Below are 17,393 nucleotides of genomic sequence, written 5' to 3'. Positions count from 1 at the left end.
CGCCAAGCGACGGAATCGCCGCCAATACATGGATTTCCATAAGTTGCGGCCGCGCAGTAGCGCGAATAGGGTACGGCACGGGATCGCTGGCTGTGATGTCGAGACTACCACTCGATATGCCAGCGCCGCCCAGGCATTATTTTCCCTGCAGGAGCCGCCGATGACGCGCGTCTGGTCGAACCGCCCCCAACTCCTGCACCTGGGTCTGTTTTTTGTGGCCTATGTCCTCGGTTGCGGCTTCGCGCAGGCTCTTGCAATCGTTCCTGGAACGGGCATTTCCATCTGGGCTCCGAGCGGGCTGTTCATCGCCACCCTCATCCTTGCTCCCATGAAGAGTTGGCCCTGGTGGGTGATAGTGGGTGGTCTCGCTGAGCTACTCGGCAATCTCCTTTGGTTCCATAGCCCGCTGCCTGCTGCCTTCCTGATATATGCAGGCAATGCGCTCGAAGCCGTGTTCGGCGCGTGGGTCATGAACCGGGCCCTGGGCCGACCGGCTCGACTGGAAACGCTGCAGGAAGTTCTCGTATTCGCCGCACTGGGCGCGGTAGTCGCGCCCGTCGTGAGTGCTACGCTGGGTAGCGCGACGCTTGCCTGGTTTGGCATATATTCGCAGACCTTCCTTGGGGCTTGGCCTCTCTGGTGGATCGGGGATGCCACGGGGATCCTGATCGTCGCGCCGCTCGCGCTGGTCGTGATCCAGAACTGGAACGGCAAGGCAGAGCTATCGACTGCGCGATGGATTGAAGCGTGCGTCCTGGGACTGATTCTTCTCGGGGTAGCGGCTCTTTCCCTCGGCGGCATCCTGCCTTTCGCCTACATCATCATGCCGCCGCTGCTTTGGGCTGCTGTGCGCTTCGAATTCAAGGGGGTTGCCGTTACTCTCGCCCTGCTGGCGCTGATAACCGCGATCTTCACGATATCCGGCGCCAGCCAGTTTGCCGGAAATGTTGAGAACCAGCGCTACAACCAGATCGTGCTGCAACTCTTCCTGGCGATCTCGGCATTTTCGGCCCTGGTCGTGGCCGCCATATCCCGGCAGCACCAGCTCGCGTTGCTGACATTACGCGAGAGCGTGGAGGCCCTGCGCGATCGAGAGCGAGAGCTCTCGCAGATCGTGAACATGGTCCCAGTCCACATCAGACGGCTGACGCCCGAAGGTGAGCCGACCTTCTTCAACAAACGCCTGGTGGATTTTTTCGGGTTTGACCCGCAACAGTTGAAAAGGCCGGGCACCAGCCAACTGGCGGCAAACATCGAGACTCTTGTCCATCCGGATGATGCGTCCAGACTATTGCAGGCGGTGCGCGACGCCGTCGCCACAGGCGAACCATACTCGATGAAATATCGCATGCGTCGCGCCGACGGCGTGTATCGCTGGGTTGACGGCCGGGCGGAACCACTGCGGGACGACAGCGGCAAGATCGTGCAATGGTACGCAATCTCCATCGACATCGATGATGAGGTGCGCGCACAGGAGGCCTTGCGCGACCGGGAGCGGGAGCTTTCGCAGCTTGTGGACGCCTTGCCAGTCCACATCTGGAGCTGGACACCTGCTGGCAAGCTGGCCTACGTCAACAAGCGATCCTTGGAGGATCTCGGCCTTTCAAAGGCGAACTTCGAAGATAGTGTCCGGGTGGCGCAAAAGCTGGTTCATCCCGAAGATGCCGCCGAGGTGCTGCGAGCGTCAGCCAACTCGCTTAAAACCGGCGACGCCTTCATGATGCGGTATCGCCGGCGTTGGAAAGACGGCAACTATCGCTGGATGGAGGCGCGCGCGCAGCCTCTGCGCGATCAAGACGGAGCGATCGTTCACTGGTATCAGGTATCCATCGACATCGACGATCAGGTGCAGGCCGAAGAAGCGCTGAAGAGCAGCAAGCGGCAACTGGAACAAATGATCGACGCCATGCCCTTCAATATCCTGAGCTTTGCCGCTTCAGGCGAGATGACCTACACCAGCAAGCGATATCTCGACGACGTTGGTGCGCCGACGGCGGACATTAAAGACTTCGATGCGCTGGCCCGAGACGTGGCTCACCCAGACGACTTTTCAACAATGTTTCAGAGGGCATTGGACGGCTTTGCGACCGGTCAGCCTTTCGCGAACCGGTTTCGCCGGCGCAACAAGCAGGGCGTCTATCGCTGGATAGAGGCGCGCGCACAGCCACTGCGCGACGCAGATGGCACAATCGTGCAATGGTATATTGCTTCGATCGACATTGAGGACGAGATGCGCGCGCAGGCGGCGTTGCGCGAGAGAGAACGCTTCCTTTGGCAACTGGTGGAAACACTGCCGGCGATGATCGATTGTGCTGCGCCGAACGGCGAGCCAGTCTATCGCAGCCAGCAACTGCGCGAGTTCCTTGGCTATGAGCTGGAGGAGCTGGATGGGAAAGCCAAATCGCGGCTGAACGGCACGCTCGATGCCGGAGTCCATCCCGACGATGTCGCGGGCGTCAAGGAGCATTATGCCCATTGCCTGGCCAGCGGCGAAGCCTATCGCAGAAAGCACCGCCTACGGCGCTTCGACGGCGAATATATCTGGGTCGAAACGCGGGCCGCGCCAATGCGCAAGGATGACGGCACCATCGTACAATGGAACGTCATCTGCCTGGATATCGATGGCGAGGTGCGCATGCAAGAAGAGCTGCGCCTGGCGCAGGAACGGCTTGCGCGCGCCAGCCAAGCAGCGAGCCTCGCGGAGCTGTCGGCATCCATCGCCCATGAGGTGAACCAGCCCCTGGCGGCGATCGTCGCCAATTCGCATGCGTGCTACCGCTGGTTGTCGGCTGAGCCCGTCAATGTCGCGCGCGCCAAGATCACGATCGAACGGGTCATCCGCGACGCCAACTCAGGGGCCGAAGTCGTCGGCCGTATCCGGGCGCTGTTCAAGCAATCCGTTGAAAATAGGACGAGCCTGTCGCTTTCCGGCGTCATCACTGAGGCGTGTAACCTGGTGGCAGGGGAGGCTTTGCGCCGTCGGATCCGGATCGACATCGACATGGAAGACAACCTTCCGGCGATCGCGATCGACCGCATCCAGATCCAGCAGGTCCTGGTCAATCTCATGCGCAATGGCATGGAGGCAATGGAGGAGGACATCGCAGGGGAGAAATCGGTCACCGTGCGCGCCCATCGCGTGGGCAGTGAGGTGCAGACCGAAATAGGCGACCGCGGCAACGGCATCGAGTTCCCGGATCAGATCTTCGAACCCTTCTTCACAACGAAAGAGAATGGAATGGGCATGGGTCTCGCCATCTGCCGTTCGATCGTCGAGGCGCATGGCGGGCGTTTATGGGCCGAGAACAATGAACCGCGCGGCGCACGGTTCATTTTCACCCTGCCGACCGTGGGGAAAGCGGCGCTATGACAACGGACGATCCTATTGTTTTCATCGTCGACGATGACGAACGCATCAGGGAGGCGCTTGGCGAGCTCCTGGAGACCCACGGCATGCGCGCTATCGCGTTCGGTTCGGCGGGCGACTATGTGGACGCCGAGAAACCGGATTCACCTGCCTGCCTGATACTCGACGTTGAATTGCCCGATATCAACGGCCTCGAACTGCAGCGACAAATCGCCGAGGGCGATCATCCGGCGATCGTCTTCATTACCGGCCACGGTGACATCCCTTCCTCGGTGCGGGCGATCAAGCATGGTGCGGTGGACTTCCTCACCAAACCGTTCAGCGACGCGGACCTCATGACCGCAGTGCATATGGCGATTTCCGAGGATCGGCGAAAGCGATCGGAACGGGCTGAACTGAGCCTGCTGAGGCAGCACTATCTCGAATTGACGCCACGCGAACGCGATGTCCTGCCGCTCGTCGTCAGCGGCCTGCTCAACAAGCAGGCGGCATCGCAACTCGGAATCAGCGAAGTGACACTGCAAATCCATCGGAGGAATGTCATGCAGAAAATGGCGGCAGCATCGCTCGCCGACCTCGTGCGCATCGCGGAGCGATTGGGAATACCGATCACCCATTCGCGCCGGACGGGAGGAAATTGAGATGGAGAAGACTAAACCGATCGTCGCGGTCGTGGACGATGATCCGCGGCTGCTGGAGTCGCTGGAAGAACTGCTGGAATCCGCCGGTTATGCGGCCTGCTGTTTCCGCTCGGCCGAGCACCTGCTCGCCCGCGGCCTGTCGGACCTGGACCTTCTGATCACTGATATTGGCATGCCAGGCACGAATGGCTTTGAGCTTCGTGACATCATCAACAAGGCGCGTCCGGAACTGCCGGTATTCCTAGTCACCGGCCGCCACGAGATCGCTGACCAAGGCCGCGCGCAGGGCATCAGCGGCTTTTTCCGCAAGCCCTTCGATGCGCCTGCCCTGCTCGTCGCGATGGGGGAAGCTTTGCGGAAATCGAGAAATGGAGGGTGATATGCGAATTGACCAGCCGCTCCCGAGATCGGCACCGCTGCGGCGGCAGCACAAGCATACAGCAAGTGAGCCCATCGTCGTCATCGTCGATGACGACGCGGCTGTTCGCGAGGCCTTGTCGGAACTGATCCTCTCCGCAGGCTTTCGGCCCGTGAGTTTCGCCTCGACCCGTGAAGTGCTCGACGCCGACATACTGGACAGCCCCGGCTGCCTGATCCTTGACGTGCGCATGCCTGGGGCGAGCGGGCTTCACCTGCAGCACCAGCTGGTGCAGAGCGGCAATGCAAAGCCGATCATTTTCTTGACCGGCTACGGCGACATCCCGATGACCGTGCAGGCGATGAAGGCAGGTGCCGTCGATTTCCTGACCAAGCCGGTGCGCGACCAGACGCTGATCGATGCGGTGATCGCCGGCATTGCGCTCGATGCGTCGCGACGGGCCAATGCCCGGGTCGTTAAGCGCAACATCGAACGCCTTGAGACGCTGACGCATCGAGAGCGCGAGATTCTGTGCGAAGTGGCGCGAGGGCGGCTCAACAAGCAGATCGCCTTCGACCTCGGAATAAGCGAGGTCACGGTCAAGCTGCACCGCGCCAATGTCATGCGCAAGATGGAGGCCGGGTCGATCGGCGAGTTGATCAGGGCCTGGGAGACGCTGCCCATGGCGATGCGCGAGGCCGGCGGCGCCTTGTTCTGACGGGATCGATCCTGCGAAGGATCTCCATTCCGGCGATGATACGCTGGCTCACATCGCTTCGATGGCTCTCGCCTCGCGTGCCATGAAGTCGCAGAACAGTTTGACGCGCGAGGGCACGGTGCGACCAAAGGCGTGCAATGCATTGAATGGCAGGCTTGGAAGCGCAATCTCCGATGCGAGCGCGACAAGCGCACCGGCTTGCAACTCCTTCGTCACCAGACACCGCAGCAGATAGGCCGCGCCCAATCCAGCGAGGGCCGCCTGGATGAGCGCGGCGCCTGAATCGCAATCGACGCGGCCGCCAGGAACAAAGCTCTTGCCGTCTGCCAGGCGTACAGGCTGGATCAAGCCACCGAGCGCGTAGCGGGCAAAAGGCACGGCTATCAGACCTTCGACAGACAGAGGATTGCCCCAGGTTGCAAGAAAAACCGGAGATGCAACGATCACCATCGGCAGGTCGGCCAGATGGCGAACAATCAATTCGCCTTGCGTCGGATTGCCAGCGCGCAAGACTACATCGTAGTCCTCACGGATCAGATCGACAAATCGGTCCGTAAGGCCAATATCAAGATGTAAGTTCGGATTGTCGGCCGCGAAGCGTGTAAACAGCCGCGGCAGCATCAGGGGTGCCAGCTCGCTTGGCATGCTGACGCGAAGGCGGCCGGAGAGTGCGGCGTGGGAACCGATCACCTCGTCGCTCGTTTCCAGATCCCGCAGGAGCGGTGCGACGCGCTCGAAGAAAATCTGGCCATCCTGTGTTAACGTCAGGGCCCGGGTGGAGCGCAGAAAGAGGCGCGCACCGATGTTCTTTTCAAGCCTCGCCACGCTCTTCGACACCGCCGATGGTGTGGTATCGAGATTGCGCGCCGCGGCGCTAAAGGAACCGGCCTCTACCGTTCGCACAAAGGCCATCAATCCAGACGTCTCGTTCAGCAGGTTCGGCATTTGCGACTCCGCGGCACAGATCATGTGCCTGCCCATGGTCTAATGGATGAGAGTGCCGGCGTTTATCTCAAACTCAGTTGAAAGGAGATAAACAATGCAACATCTCAAAGACAAGGTCGCCGTTATCACCGGTGGCAATAGCGGCATCGGCAGGGCGACCGCCAAGCTATTCGCCGAGGAAGGCGCGCGGGTCATCATCACCGGTCGACGCCAGGATGTCGTCGACCATGCGGTGCGCGACATCGGTCATCATGCCATTGGCATCGTGGGCGACGTCACCGATCTCGAACATCACCACGAGGTGGTGGACATGGTGGAGAACCATTTTGGTGGCCTCGATATCTATGTTGCCAACGCCGGCGTCATCAATCTCACTGCCTCCCACAGTGTGACACCGGAAGACTACGACCGGCATTTCGCCATCAACACGCGCGGCGTGTTCTTCGGTGTGCAGACGATCGCACCGCTGATCCGCGATGGCGGCAGCATCATCGTCACGAGTTCGCTGGCGGCGACAAAGGTGTTGCCGAATCACGCGGTCTACGCCGGCTCGAAGGCCGCCGTCGCTGCCTTCGCTAAGAATTGGGCGATCGAATTCAAGGCACGGCGCATCCGCGTCAACATACTGAGCCCGGGACCGGTCGAGACGGAAATCCTCGGCAAACTCGGCGTATCGGAGGCCGATCGTCCCGCATTCGAGGACCATATGGCGTCGCTCATCCCGGCAGGGCGGATGGGACGGCCGGAGGAGCTGGCGCGCGCCGCGCTCTTCCTCGCCTCCGACGCGAGCAGCTTCGTCAACGGGATCGAACTTCATGCCGACGGCGGCATGACCCTGGCTTAAAAGGCTTGGTGGCTGTTACACCTAGTCGGCGCCCGCAGTACCACAGCGCGACCGTGCGACGCGCCACCCAGAGGTGGTGCGGGACGAAGGTCAGCTGCAGGCTCTCGGGCGCTAGCCAGGGGAGGGGCTGCCGATCGCAAGCTGACACCAGGCCTCGAGATAGCCGAGATCGGAGGCAAACGCCCGCAGCGTATTGTCGCCCATGCTTTCGCTGGCCAAGTGCTTGAACATCGCGACGTTTTCATCTGTAAGGAGCGCGCCAAGGCGCTTTGCGACCTTCGACCACCTTATCTGCCCGTCCGCGGGTTGACGATCACCAAACCGACACCCTCGAAATCCGGAACATTCCGAATTGCCAGCGCGGCGCCGCGCGAGAGGGCGATGGAGGCGATCTGCGCGTCGAACTGACTAATCGGCGACCGGCCTTGCGCCGCTCAGTTGCAATTAAACTGTAAACGTCGGCGGCCTCCCGATCGAACGGTAGGACGCGACCGGCGAGATCTTGCGCAAAGATCGGCAAGATTGCCGCTTCAAGGTCGCGCCGGCGGCGCCCATCGGGAAGAAGACGTAGACCATATAGGATTTCGGCTTCGGTGATCGTGGTCGTGAAGACTGCGGCGGAAGGCTGTTCCGCAAGCCAGTCGACAACCGCGGGCTCCGGAGCCGGCAACAGCAGCTCGGGTATGATGTTTGTGTCGAAAACGATTAGAGGGCGGAGAAATGCGGAACGTCACGTATCGGCTCACGCGCGGGAAGTTCCAGTTCGACGCCGCCAAGCGGCTGCAAACGGGCGCGGATAGCGCCAGCGAGGTTTTCCACTGTTGTCTCCTGCTGCGCCAACACGATTTTCAAGATGTCGCGTGCTTCGTCTTCCATCGAACGGCCGTGGGCCTCCGACATGGTGCTTGGCAAGCCGCTGCGCGCCCTTCGACAATGACGTTAGAGAAGGCGGTGCGGTATGTTGCGGGGGGCATCGGTTACAGAGTGGCGCCGCGAGTTCGCGGCGTTACGGAGGAGCCGAACGGCTGGGCTTTGGTGGCTGAGAGGTTCCTCAACCGCCTGATCTCCCGAGGTGGCTTTCCTTTCGGGCAATCGCCTCGGCCAGCCGAAGAAGAAGAGGTCTCATCCGATCCGCCGGAACGCCGGCATAGCCCAGAATGAGCGCCCCGGGCCGGGGTGACGCGATCGTATAGTCGGATAGCGGATAACATTGCAGCCCCGCATCGAGCGCCGCGCGGTGCGGGGCCTGGTCCTCTCGACCCCCCTCCAGCCAGGCGAGCGCATTGAGCCCGCTTTCGGAGCAGTCGATGCGTGCAAGTCCGGCAAGAGTAACTCGCCCGGCCTGGATGAAGGCCTCGCGGCGCTCGGCGTAAAGGCCACGCATGCGGCGCAGATGGCTGGCAAAATGACCGCCGCCGATGAACTCGGCGAGGGCGAGCTGGGTTTCCACTGGCAGGCTGCGATGGATCAATCCGGAGAGTGTGCGAAAGGTCCCGACGAGCTGCGGCGGCAAGACGAGATAACCGACGCGGATTCCCGGGTAGAGCGCCTTGCTGAAACTGCCCGCATAGATCACCCGGTCGGAGCCATCGATCGAGCGCATGGAGGGCAGCGGCGCACCGTCATAACGGAATTCACTGTCGTAATCGTCCTCGATGATCCAGGCATCGTTTGCCCGGGCCCACTCGAGCAGGGCAAGCCGGCGGGGCAGCGACAGGGTAATGCCGAGTGGGTGATGGCGTGACGGCATCACGAAGGCAAGGCGTGCATCGGGATGGCGCGCCAAGACGCTTTCGACATCCATACCGTCTGCGTCGACGTCGGCCGGACATAGCCGCAGCCCGAGCGTGCGGAAAAGGTTGCTGGTGGTCACGGGCCCCGGATCCTCGAACCATATCCCATCGCCAGGATCCCCAAGCGCCAGGGCTGCGAGCGTAAAGGCGGCATGCCCGCCGGGCGTGATGACGATCTGCTCGGGATCGCAGGGATCGCGCCGATGCAGGGCCAGATATTCGGCGATCCTTTGGCGCAGAACCAGTTCTCCCGCAACGTCGCCATAGCCCATGGCCACGGCCTTGCCGCCGCGCGTCACCGAATTCCAGCATTTCCGCCAGACGGCGAAAGGAAACCGGTCGAGCGCCGGACGATTCGGCAGGAAAGGCTTGTCTTCCATCTGGCCGATATCGGCCGACATCAGGCGTGAGAGGTCGCCGATACGCGAAAGGCGCGGCGGTGCAGTCTCCGCGGGATCTCGCCGAATTGGAGTGAAGCGGCGGTTGGCGGATTGGCGGGGCAGGGCGGCCGACACGAAAGTGCCGGCTCCCTGCCGTGCCTCCAGGTAACCTTCCGCCTTCAGGTTCTCGAGCACCCGCACCAAGGTTTGGCGCGACAAGCCCAACTCCTCGGCAAGGATGCGGCTTGCGGGCAGCCGTGTTCCGGCGCGTAAGTGCCCCTTGAGGATCGCCGCGCGCAATTGGTCCTGCACCTGGCGGAATTTCGGCAGCGCGATCGTGGCGTCAAGGCGAAGGAAAGGCAGGATAGGGCCTTCAAGTTGTTTGACCATCGATGCGTCTCTGAAAATTGGTACAGTCAAATGCATCATAATGGACGTTTCTTCGTCGTCCAATTGTTACATCCTGTCCCTACACGAAAACGCACCGATGCAGCCCTTCGCAGGACGCAGACAAGGTGCGGGGGAACCGGGCAGGCGGTGATGCCGACGACCGGATGCAAGGACATAAAAGCAGCCATCGCCCACGATCCGTCGCTGACGGACAACAGGAGGAATTTATGAACAAGCTTGTATCGCGCGCAATGAGCCGCGCCTTCGTCTCCACGCTTGCCTTGGCCGCAGCACTGCCGGGCTTCGCGCGCGCCGAACCCGCCGAAGAGCTGGTCGCTGCCGCCACGAAGGAAGGCATGCTGACTGTCATCGCGTTGCCGCACGACTGGTGCAACTATGGCGAGGTCATAGAGGGGTTCAAGGCCAAATATCCGGGCATCGAGGTCAACGAACTGAACCCTGACGCCGGTACGGCCGATGAGTTGGAAGCGATCCGGGCCAACAAGGGCAATACGGGTTCGCAGGCTCCTGACGTCGTCGATCTCGGCCTGGCCTTCGCGCCGGCCGCCGCGCAAGAGGGTCTGCTTCAGCCATACAAGGTGGCCACCTGGGACGAAATCCCCGACAACATCAAGGACGATAAGGGCTATTGGTACGGCGATTATTACGGCGTCATGGCCTTCGGCGTGAACAAGGACCTGCTTGAGACCGCACCGGCCGACTGGTCGGATCTGTCGAAGTCGGAATACTCCGGGGCGGTGGCCTTGACCGGCGACCCGCGATCCTCCGCGCAGGCGATCCTCGCATTGATGTCGGCCGGTATTTCGCGCGGTGCCAAGCCCGGAACGGATTCCGGCGGCAAGGGCCTGGAGCTCTTTGCAGAACTGAATAAGTCCGGCAACTTCGTGCCGGTGCTTGGCAAGGCCGGCACGATCGCGCAAGGGCAGACGCCGATCGTCGCTGCCTGGGACTACAATCTTTTGTCCTGGCGCGATGCACTGAAAGGCAATCCGCCGATGGACGTGGTCGTGCCGGCAAGCGGTGTCGTCGCCGGCGTCTATGTACAGGCGATCTCGGCCTATGCGCCGCATCCGAATGCCGCCAAGCTCTGGATGGAATATCTCTATTCCGACGCGGGCCAGACCGGATGGCTGAAGGGCTACTGCCACCCGGCACGCTTCAACGCCATGCTGAAGGCCGGCAAGTTCCCGCAGGATCTGCTCGACAAGCTGCCGCCGGCCGAAGCCTATGAAAAGGCGATCTTCCCGACGGTCGACGAACTTTCCGCCAACAAGACCGCGGTGGTCGAGGGCTGGGACAAGGTGGTCGGCGCCAACGTGAAGTAAGTCTTCCGCTTGGGCAGAGAGGCTTACCTGTCACGAAGCCTCTCGCCCGCTTTGGCGCAATTTATTCCAGGGACAAATCCGATGACGACAAGCGTCGCATCCCTGCCGGTGGCGTTCCGGCCGCGGCAGGTTTTCAGTTGGCTCGGGGTTGCCCCTTTCTTCCTCTTCGCCACGCTCTTCCTGATCCTGCCGACACTCAACATCGTGCTCGGCGCGTTCCGTAACGCTGACGGACAACTGACGCTGGAGAACCTTGGCAAGCTTCTGTCACCCTCCATACGGTCAGCCTTCTGGATTTCGATCGAACTGAGCCTGCTGACGGCGGCACTCGGATGTCTGTTCGGCTTCCTGATCGCTGCCGCCATCACGCTCGGCGGCCTCCCGCGCCCGCTTCGCAGTGCCATCCTCACCTTCTCGGGCGTCGCCTCGAATTTTGCCGGTGTGCCGCTCGCCTTCGCCTTCATCGCAACACTCGGCCGCCTCGGCTTCGTGACAATGCTGTTGCGCCATTGGTTTGGCATCAATCTCTACGGTGCCGGCTTCAACATCGTCTCGTTTCTGGGCCTGGCGCTTACCTACCTCTATTTCCAGATCCCGTTGATGGTGCTGATCATCACCCCCGCCCTGGAAGGGTTGCGGCGCGAATGGCGCGAGGCGGCCTCAAGCCTTGGCGCCAGCGGCTTGCAATATTGGCGCATAGTCGCATTGCCGGTGCTCTGGCCCTCGCTGCTCGGCACACTGGCGCTGCTCTTCGCCAATGCCTTTGGAGCGGTTGCCACCGCCATCGCCCTTACGGGCTCGTCGCTCTCGATCGCCCCCATCGTGCTGTTTGCGCAGGTTCGCGGCGACGTGCTCAACGACCCGCATCTGGGCTACGCCATTGCCTTCGCCATGATCCTGCTGACCGCGATTGCCAATGCAATCTACATCCTCCTGCGCATGCGCGCGGAAAGGTGGGTCAAATGACGGAGAGACGCCTCTGGTCCTGGCTCGCCGTCCTTTTCGGCGGACTTTACTTCCTGCTGCCGCTCGTCGGCATGTTCGATTTCTCGATGCGCATGCGGCGCGATGGTTACAGCTTCGAGGCCTACCGTGTCGTGCTGGCTGATCCGCAATTCCAGCAGACGTTCGGCTATTCGGTCGTGTTGGCGCTGCTGACGATCGTGCTCGGTATCCTGATCGTGGTCCCGACCGCCTATTTCGTGCGGTTGCGGTTTCCGGGCCTGCGCCCGATCGTCGAGTTCCTCACGCTGCTGCCGCTGGTCATTCCGCCGATTGTCATCGTCTTCGGCTATATCCGCATCTACAATACGTCCTCGGTCCTGCCGTTGACGGGAAGCTGGTGGGGTACCAATCTCCTGCTTCTGTTCGGCTATGCGACGCTGTCGCTCCCCTACATGTATCGCTCGGTGGATACGGGCCTTCGTACCATCGATATCGGCAGCCTGACGGAGGCAGCACAGAGCCTTGGGGCCGGCTGGGCGCGCATTCTCGCCGTCGTCATCCTGCCGAACGTCTTCGTCTCGGTACTCTCCGGGGCGTTCCTGACCTTCGCGATCGTCATCGGCGAATATGTCTTTGCCGCCTTGCTCAACGTCGGCTCCTTCGGCCCCTACATGGTCTGGATGGGCGGCAACCGAGCCTATGAACCATCCGCGCTCGCGGTGGTGGCCTTTGCCATTACCTGGGCCTGTATGGGGCTGATCCAGCTTTTCACCCGCTTTTCCAAATTCTCCACCGTGAGGCGCTAACCATGGCCTTTCTCGACATCCTTCATCTGGAAAAGTCCTTCGGCGCGCATCGCGTCGTCAAGGATTTCAATCTCAACATCGAGAAGGGCGAATTCATCTCCTTCCTCGGGCCCTCCGGCTGCGGCAAGACGACGGTCCTGCGTATGGTGGCTGGTTTTGAGACGCCGACATCAGGCGCGATTTGCATCGACGGGCGCGATGTCAGCGGACTTGCTGCCAACCGTCGCAACATCGGGATGGTCTTCCAGGCCTATGCGCTCTTTCCCAACTTGACTGTCGAGCAGAACGTCGGGTTCGGGCTGCGAATAAAGGGTGAAGGAAAGGCGGACATTCGCACGCGTGTCGGCGAAATGTTGGAAATGGTCGGCCTGCCGAACCTTGGCGAACGCTACCCCTTCCAGCTTTCCGGCGGTCAGCAGCAGCGGGTTGCCTTGGCGCGTGCGCTGGCAATCCGACCGCAGGTTCTGCTGCTGGACGAGCCGCTGTCGGCGCTTGACGCGAAGATACGCACGAGCCTGCGGGAGGAGATCCGCCGCATCCAGCGCGAGCTCGGTATCACCACCATCTTCGTGACGCATGATCAGGAAGAGGCGTTGTCGATGTCAGACCGGGTTGTGGTCATGCATCAGGGCATTGCCGATCAGGTCGGCACGCCATTTGAAATCTACAATCGTCCGGCGACGCGTTTCGTGGCGCAGTTCGTCGGCACGCTCAATCTCCTGGACGCCAGCCTTCTCGACGCCGCCGCAGGGCGCGTAGGGTTGGGGGATTTACCGGTGGCGCTGAACCGTGAGCTGCCCGGGCGGACCGGCGACCGGGTGAGCCTAGCGCTTCGGCCGGAAACCGTGGCGCTGGGGCGAAAGGGAGAAGGCAGCGTCGTTCTCCCCGGCCACATCGCGGAGGTGCATTTCCTGGGTTCGGTCATCCGCATCCGGGTCGCGGTTGCCGGTCAGTTCGTCTCACTCGACACGTTCAACCAACCCGACAGGCCTCCGCCTTCGGTCGGCACCCCGGTCGAGGTCAGCATTTCTGATCGCGACCTGCTCGTTCTTGCCGCCTGACGCAGCGCGGGAAGGAATAGGGGATGGTGACCGATATGTCGTGGGAAATGACGCCTCGTCCGAATTGGCGACAGAGAATAGAAAGCTTGTCCGCTGAGAGCCGCGCGCTGCTGGCTGCACGGGCGCGATGTGCGCCGCTTTTTGCTCATGCCTATGCCTTTCATCTGAACTTCCGCTTTGGCGGCATGAAACCCTTGCATCTGGCTGAGTTCGCCAAAGCACAGGGGCTCTCGGGTCTCAAGATTCACGTCGAAGACGGCGAGCAGGCAAGTCTCGCCAGAATGCCGGACGAAGAGCTGCGTGCCTTTGGGGCAGCGGTTGGCGGGCTCGGCCTGGAATTGCATGTCGAAACCAGCACGACGGAGCTGCCCGGGCTCTCGGATGCCGTGCGCATTGCGCTTGCCACGGGCGCTACTTCACTTCGCTGCTATCCGCGCTACGAGGGGCGGGTCTCTGAGATCGTCGAATGGACGATCGCAGATCTCCGCCAGCTCAAGATACTCGATCCCGACGGCAGGCTCCGCTTCACGCTTGAACAGCACGAGGATCTCAAGTCGGAGGAATTGATCCAGATTATCGAGGCGGTCGCTAATCCGCGCCTCAGTCTTCTCTTCGATTTCGGTAACATGATCAATGCATTTGAAATGCCGATGTCGGCTCTGGCCGCCCAGTCGGCATACATCACCGAGGTGCATGTCAAGGACTGCCTCGTCAGACCCGATCGCGGCGGCTGGGCCCATCTCGCCTGCCTGTCTGGGGACGGCGATTTGCCGATGCTCGCGATGTTGGTGGAACTCCTGCTGCTTGGCGGCGACAAGCCCCAGGTTCTGGCCTTCGGGCTGGAAGAAGAGGAGGGCTATTTCGCACCGGCACTCCGGTTCGCCGCCGAGGCTCGAGACCCGTTCATTCCTGCCCGTTCGCCTAGCTTCACGGCGATCGAAACGGGCGATCAGGAAGCCCGGTTGCGCCAGGAGGCCACTGCTGCCCGTCGACAGGTCGATACCGTCAGAATCCTGCTGCAGAGAATTACAACCCAAGCCGAGAAGGTTGAAGCATGACGGCTGAACATGTCTGTCCGCCGGCGTTTCTGGCATTTGCCCACGAAATGGCCGATGCCGCCGCTACCGTTATCCGTCCCTATTTTCGCCAGCGGATCGAGATCGCCGCCAAGGCGGACAGCAGTCCCGTTACCGTCGCCGATCGCCTTGCCGAAATGACGATGCGGCAGATGATCGAGAAGTGCTTTCCTGGCCACGGTGTTCGCGGCGAGGAGTTTGGCACTTCAAATGCGGATGCGGAATGGGTTTGGGTGCTTGACCCGATTGATGGCACGAAATCCTTTGCTTCCGGCTCGCTTGCTTTCGGCATCCAGATCGCTCTGTTGCATCAGGAGGCGCCGGTCCTCGGCATTATTGATCAGCCGATAACGAACGAGCGCTGGGTCGGCCAGCACACAAGCCCGACGCTCTTCAACGGTGTGCCAGTCCGAACGAGCGATACGGCCCGCCTCAAGGAGGCGATCGTCTATACATCGGCGTTAGAGCAGTTCGATCTCGATGCCAGAGAGCGCTTCTCGCGGCTCGCCGCGGGGGCGCGTTTCACGCGAATGTCTCATGATTGCTATGCAGCCGGACTGTTGGCGCTTGGCAGCGTGGACCTTCTGGTCGAGAGCAACGTGTTCGACTACGACATCCTCCCGCAGATACCCATCATCGAAGGGGCGGGCGGTATCGTTACGGACTGGGAGGGCCGGTCGCTGACAGATGCGAGCCAGTACGAGACGGTCCTGATGGCAGCAAACCAGACGCTCCACGCCGAAGCACTCGACCGGCTGAAGCAGGGGACAGATCCCGCGACCTAATGCATGTCTCCTTAAATCGACACATGCAGCAAATCAAAATGCTACAGAGACCTTTGCGCGTCTGATCAGACGCGCGGCGCTGTCGGGGCAGCCGCATTTCCCTAGCGGGAGCGTTCCAAGGGAAGATGCCCTTCGAGCAGCGGGCGTTGTTTGGCGAGTGCCTGGCCCGCAAACTCGGTAAAGGCACTGACGCGGGCCGTGCGGCGGAGATCCTCGTGGGTAAGGAGCCAAAGTTCCCTCGTCATTTCAGCGACAGGCGGGCCGATGCGCACCAGCCCGGCTGTCGTATCGCCGAGGTAGCACGGAAGGGCGGTAAGGCCGATGCCGGCTGCGGCAGCTTCGCGCGCCGTAACGAGTGAGTCACAACGCAGCACCGTTGGAGAGGGCAGCATCGCACGCATCCATCGTGCGACGCTTGTGGAGGCAAGCGCATCGCCGAGCCCAACCCAGCGTTCGTTTGCGTATTCGATCTCCTCGACTGAAGCGAGGCCGCGTTCCCGAAGATAGGAGGGCGCCGCATAGATGGCGAAGGCAACGCTCGCGATGCGGCGGCCGACCAGGGCATCCGGTGAATCGACCGCTGGCCGAATGGCGACGTCCGCGTCGCGATGGGAGAGATTTGCGAGAGCGTTCGAGGTGCTCACCTCGAGCAGGACGCCGGGATGGAGCTTTCGGAAGGCTGCCAATATCGACGGCAGAATCGAAGCCATGAGTGTATCGGTAGTGGTGATGCGCAGGCTGCCCTCCAGACGCAGGTCCTGCCCCGTCAGTCGGCGTTCGAGTTCCGTGACGGTCTCGGCCATCTGGCGGGCCACCGCGAGCAGTTCCTCGCCCCCGGCTGTCAGCGTGTAGCCGGAAGGGAGGCGATCAAAAAGCCGACCCCCCAGTTTCTGCTCGAACGATCCTACGCGTCTCAGCACGGTGGTGTGATTGACGCCGAGCGCGCGGGCAGCAGCGGCGAGGGAGTTTGCCTCCGCGACCGCCAAGACAAAACGGAGGTCTTCCCAGTCGATACGGTGATGGTTGTGCATTGATTGCCCAAAGCTCCAACAGGGGGTGGTGATCGAGCGAGCGAAGTGGCAGCACCGTGCCCGCCATTATTGATCGGATTCGCCAAGAAGACCTCGCCTGGTCACGCCCACAATGTTGCGTCAGCCGGCGCCGTCGTCATCGCTCGGGATGTGCAAATATGCAGAAGAATTTGGCAAAGCAACAGATCGCTCTGCGAGAAAGCACGGTCTAACTAAGTAGCCACGATCGGACGGGCCGGTCGATGGAGACACAAGATGACCCCCATCCAACTCTACACCTACCAGACGTCGAATGGTCACAAGGCCTCGATCATGCTGGAGGAGGCTGGACTGCCTTACGATGTTCACGTCGTCGATATCGAAGCGGGCGAGCAAAGGAAGCCGGAGTTCGTGGCCCTCAATCCCAACAACAAGATTCCGGTCATTGTCGATCCCGATCGGGATCGCACCGTCTTCGAGTCCGGCGCAATCCTGCACTACCTCGCCGAGCGATCTGGTGTGCTCCTGCCCGGCTGCGATGCGGAACGCGTCCAGGTGCAAAGCTGGATCCTGTTTCAGGCAGCCCATGTCGGGCCGACGCTGGGCCAGCTTTGGAACTACAAGGTCTTCGCGCCGGAGAAGATCCCCTACGTCATCGGCCGCTTCGAGCAGGAGGCAAATCGTGTCTACCGGGTGCTCGAGGGGCAACTGGTGAGGCACGCCCACGTCGCGGGCGAGACCTATGGCCTCGCCGATGTGATGGTTTGGCCATGGATCCATGCCGGGCTCACCAAGCTCGGCCTCACACTCGACGGAACGCCCAACCTTGCGCGCTGGTACATGGCTGTCGGCGCACGCCCGGCGGTCCTGCGTGGACTTGTCGTGCCGCGGCTTCCGGCTCGCGAGCGCATCAACGCCTGATCTCTTC

Annotated in this window: 15 protein-coding genes and 3 pseudogenes; 12 read left to right on the top strand and 6 right to left on the bottom strand. The window is 61.7% G+C overall.

From position 1 onward, the window contains the following. Positions 1-160 precede the first annotated feature (160 nt). Genes ACQ5BM_RS08945 through ACQ5BM_RS08930 form a run of 4 tightly spaced genes read left to right on the top strand, consistent with a single transcriptional unit; the run spans position 161 to position 5,084 of the window. On the top strand, positions 161-3,370 hold the full coding sequence (locus ACQ5BM_RS08945; protein WP_429810186.1) for a PAS domain-containing protein: 3,210 nt from the start codon (positions 161-163) through the stop codon (positions 3,368-3,370). Further along, the gene (locus tag ACQ5BM_RS08940; RefSeq protein WP_429810184.1) at positions 3,367-4,008 is read left to right on the top strand and encodes a response regulator transcription factor; all 642 of its coding nucleotides are present in this window, start codon (positions 3,367-3,369) and stop codon (positions 4,006-4,008) included. The genes ACQ5BM_RS08945 and ACQ5BM_RS08940 overlap by 4 nt, the downstream gene beginning before the upstream one ends. A 1-nt stretch (position 4,009) precedes the next feature. Then, positions 4,010-4,387 carry a response regulator gene (locus ACQ5BM_RS08935; protein WP_429810182.1) on the top strand — a complete coding sequence of 126 codons (378 nt, stop codon included), beginning with the start codon at positions 4,010-4,012 and terminating at the stop codon, positions 4,385-4,387. A 1-nt stretch (position 4,388) separates the two neighbouring features. After that, the gene (locus ACQ5BM_RS08930; protein WP_429810181.1) at positions 4,389-5,084 is read left to right on the top strand and encodes a response regulator transcription factor; all 696 of its coding nucleotides are present in this window, start codon (positions 4,389-4,391) and stop codon (positions 5,082-5,084) included. A 48-nt stretch (positions 5,085-5,132) separates the two neighbouring features. Here the strand turns inward: ACQ5BM_RS08930 and ACQ5BM_RS08925 are convergent, their stop codons facing one another. Next, positions 5,133-6,065, bottom strand: a complete 933-nt coding sequence (locus tag ACQ5BM_RS08925) for a LysR family transcriptional regulator (protein WP_429810179.1) — start codon at positions 6,063-6,065, stop codon at positions 5,133-5,135. A gap of 58 nt (positions 6,066-6,123) precedes the next feature. Between ACQ5BM_RS08925 and ACQ5BM_RS08920 the strand changes: the two genes are divergently transcribed. Then, entirely contained in the window at positions 6,124-6,873 is a 750-nt protein-coding gene (locus ACQ5BM_RS08920) for an SDR family NAD(P)-dependent oxidoreductase (RefSeq protein ID WP_429810177.1), read from the top strand. Between the two features lie 67 nt (positions 6,874-6,940). Here the strand turns inward: ACQ5BM_RS08920 and ACQ5BM_RS08915 are convergent. From ACQ5BM_RS08915 to ACQ5BM_RS08900, 4 genes and pseudogenes are all read right to left on the bottom strand, one after another. Then, positions 6,941-7,164, bottom strand: a pseudogene (locus ACQ5BM_RS08915) (hypothetical protein); the annotation flags it as partial. After that, positions 7,161-7,579 (bottom strand): annotated as a pseudogene (locus ACQ5BM_RS08910) (type II toxin-antitoxin system VapC family toxin). The pseudogenes ACQ5BM_RS08910 and ACQ5BM_RS08915, both read right to left, overlap by 4 nt. Beyond that, a pseudogene (locus ACQ5BM_RS08905) lies at positions 7,579-7,761 on the bottom strand (FitA-like ribbon-helix-helix domain-containing protein); the annotation flags it as partial. The pseudogenes ACQ5BM_RS08910 and ACQ5BM_RS08905, both read right to left, overlap by 1 nt. A 163-nt stretch (positions 7,762-7,924) precedes the next feature. Beyond that, the gene (locus ACQ5BM_RS08900; RefSeq protein WP_429810175.1) at positions 7,925-9,436 is read right to left on the bottom strand and encodes a PLP-dependent aminotransferase family protein; all 1,512 of its coding nucleotides are present in this window, start codon (positions 9,434-9,436) and stop codon (positions 7,925-7,927) included. 251 nt (positions 9,437-9,687) lie between these two features. On the opposite strand from ACQ5BM_RS08900, the gene ACQ5BM_RS08895 reads away from it, so the two are divergent. The 6 genes from ACQ5BM_RS08895 to ACQ5BM_RS08870 all read left to right on the top strand — a co-directional run bounded on the left by ACQ5BM_RS08895 (position 9,688) and on the right by ACQ5BM_RS08870 (position 15,455). Then, entirely contained in the window at positions 9,688-10,782 is a 1,095-nt protein-coding gene (locus ACQ5BM_RS08895; RefSeq protein ID WP_429810516.1) for an ABC transporter substrate-binding protein, read from the top strand. A gap of 81 nt (positions 10,783-10,863) precedes the next feature. Beyond that, on the top strand, positions 10,864-11,748 hold the full coding sequence (locus ACQ5BM_RS08890; protein ID WP_429810173.1) for an ABC transporter permease: 885 nt from the start codon (positions 10,864-10,866) through the stop codon (positions 11,746-11,748). Then, complete coding sequence (locus tag ACQ5BM_RS08885; RefSeq protein WP_429810171.1) at positions 11,745-12,533, top strand: ABC transporter permease; 789 nt, start codon at positions 11,745-11,747, stop codon at positions 12,531-12,533. Before ACQ5BM_RS08890 ends, ACQ5BM_RS08885 begins: the two co-directional genes overlap by 4 nt. A 2-nt stretch (positions 12,534-12,535) precedes the next feature. Then, positions 12,536-13,594: an ABC transporter ATP-binding protein gene (locus ACQ5BM_RS08880; protein WP_429810169.1), complete on the top strand. Its 1,059-nt coding sequence runs from the start codon at positions 12,536-12,538 to the stop codon at positions 13,592-13,594. Between the two features lie 23 nt (positions 13,595-13,617). Next, complete coding sequence (locus ACQ5BM_RS08875; protein WP_429810167.1) at positions 13,618-14,652, top strand: sugar phosphate isomerase/epimerase family protein; 1,035 nt, start codon at positions 13,618-13,620, stop codon at positions 14,650-14,652. Further along, positions 14,649-15,455: an inositol monophosphatase family protein gene (locus ACQ5BM_RS08870; protein WP_429810165.1), complete on the top strand. Its 807-nt coding sequence runs from the start codon at positions 14,649-14,651 to the stop codon at positions 15,453-15,455. Before ACQ5BM_RS08875 ends, ACQ5BM_RS08870 begins: the two co-directional genes overlap by 4 nt. Positions 15,456-15,556: 101 nt before the next feature. Here the strand turns inward: ACQ5BM_RS08870 and ACQ5BM_RS08865 are convergent, their stop codons facing one another. After that, positions 15,557-16,486: a LysR family transcriptional regulator gene (locus ACQ5BM_RS08865; RefSeq protein ID WP_429810163.1), complete on the bottom strand. Its 930-nt coding sequence runs from the start codon at positions 16,484-16,486 to the stop codon at positions 15,557-15,559. Between the two features lie 255 nt (positions 16,487-16,741). On the opposite strand from ACQ5BM_RS08865, the gene ACQ5BM_RS08860 reads away from it, so the two are divergent. Continuing rightward, positions 16,742-17,386, top strand: coding sequence for a glutathione S-transferase family protein (locus tag ACQ5BM_RS08860; protein ID WP_429810161.1), 645 nt, complete (start codon positions 16,742-16,744; stop codon positions 17,384-17,386). Positions 17,387-17,393: the final 7 nt, after the last annotated feature.

Origin of the sequence: Ensifer sp. B1-9, assembly GCF_050474445.1 — a bacterium.
Taxonomy (GTDB): Bacteria; Pseudomonadota; Alphaproteobacteria; order Rhizobiales; family Rhizobiaceae; genus Ensifer.
This window is presented reverse-complemented; position numbering and strand designations above follow the sequence as displayed.